The organism is Streptomyces sp. NPDC101166, assembly GCF_044768125.1.
Lineage (GTDB): Bacteria > Actinomycetota > Actinomycetes > Streptomycetales > Streptomycetaceae > Streptomyces.
The window spans coordinates 1-1,236 of the sequence record NZ_JBIWPF010000190.1 but is presented as its reverse complement, the minus strand read 5'-3'; the positions used below and the strand labels follow the sequence as shown (position 1 = coordinate 1,236).

The following is a 1,236-nucleotide window of genomic DNA, read 5'->3' as shown; positions in this document are numbered from 1 at the left end:
GTCCTCGGATCCCGGCTGCGCGCGCAACGCGCGTACCCGCTGTCCTTCGCCACGGATGTGCTGAGCGCCTTCCTGATCGGGCTGATGGAATTCGCCGAAATGTGGGTGGTCTTCCACAATGTGCGGCAACTGGGCGGGCTCGATCTGAACGGCATGCTGCTGCTGTTCGGCATGAGCAATACCTGTTTCGCCATCGCCGACATGGTGGTCGGGCACGCCGACACGCTGCCCACCTATATCCGGATGGGCACCCTCGACGCGTACTACCTGCGGCCGCAACCGCTGCTGCTCCAGCTCATGACCAGTGATGTGCAATTGCGGCGGCTGGCGCGCATCGCGGTGGCCGCCACCGTGCTCGCGTTCGGCCTGGTGCGCAACGACATCGACTGGTCTGCGGCGCATCTGGTGCTGTTCGTGGTCACCGTGGCCGCCGGAATCGCCATCTTCGCAGGACTTTTCGTGTGCGCGGCCGGGGTGCAGTTCTTTCTGATCGACGGTGCGGAGCTGACGAATTCCTTCACCTACGGCGGCTCCTACGCCTCGATGCAACCGACCTCGGTGTTTCCCACACCAATGAAACTCGTGTTCGGATTTCTGATTCCGGTCGCCTTCACCTCCTATCTGCCCGCCATCGCGTTGCTCGGATTGCCCGGGCCCGCGCCGCTGCCGGGCTGGCTGGCGTGGGCGGCCCCGGTGGCGGCGGCCTGGGTGTGGGCGGTGGCGCTGTTCCTGTGGCGGCTCGGGACCAGGCACTATCAAGGAGGCGGCGGATGAGCGGGACCCGGACCGGCGAGCGGGCCATCATCGAGATCGAGGGCCTGACACGGACTTTCACGGTCAGCAAGAAGGAGGGCCGCTGGCGACGGCGGCGCGAGGTGCTGACCGCGGTGGACGATATGAGCTTCCGGGTGGAGCCCGGCGCGGCGGTCGGATATATCGGCGCGAACGGCGCGGGCAAGTCCACCACCATCAAGATGATCACCGGCATCCTGGTGCCCTCGGCCGGACGGTTGCGGACCTGTGGCCTGGACCCGGTGCGGCAGCGCCGCGAACTGGCCTCACGGATCGGGGTGGTGTTCGGGCAGCGCTCACAGCTGTGGTGGGATCTGCCACTGCGCGAATCGTTCTCGATCCTGGCGGCCATCCACCGGCTCGAACCGGCCGCCGCGCGGGCCCGCACCGCCGAGCTCATCACCCAGCTGGAGATGGGCGGCACCCTCGACACCCCGGTGCGAC

The 1,236-nt window shown here is 67.5% G+C and carries 2 protein-coding genes; both read left to right on the top strand.

Translation table 11 applies throughout. The features are described from left to right. A partial coding sequence (locus ACIRS4_RS37620; RefSeq protein ID WP_404204684.1) for an ABC transporter permease occupies positions 1-774 on the top strand: 774 nt, incomplete at its 5' end. Beyond that, positions 771-1,236: ATP-binding cassette domain-containing protein (locus tag ACIRS4_RS37615; RefSeq protein ID WP_404204682.1), on the top strand; the 466-nt coding region annotated here is incomplete at its 3' end. The genes ACIRS4_RS37620 and ACIRS4_RS37615, both read left to right, overlap by 4 nt.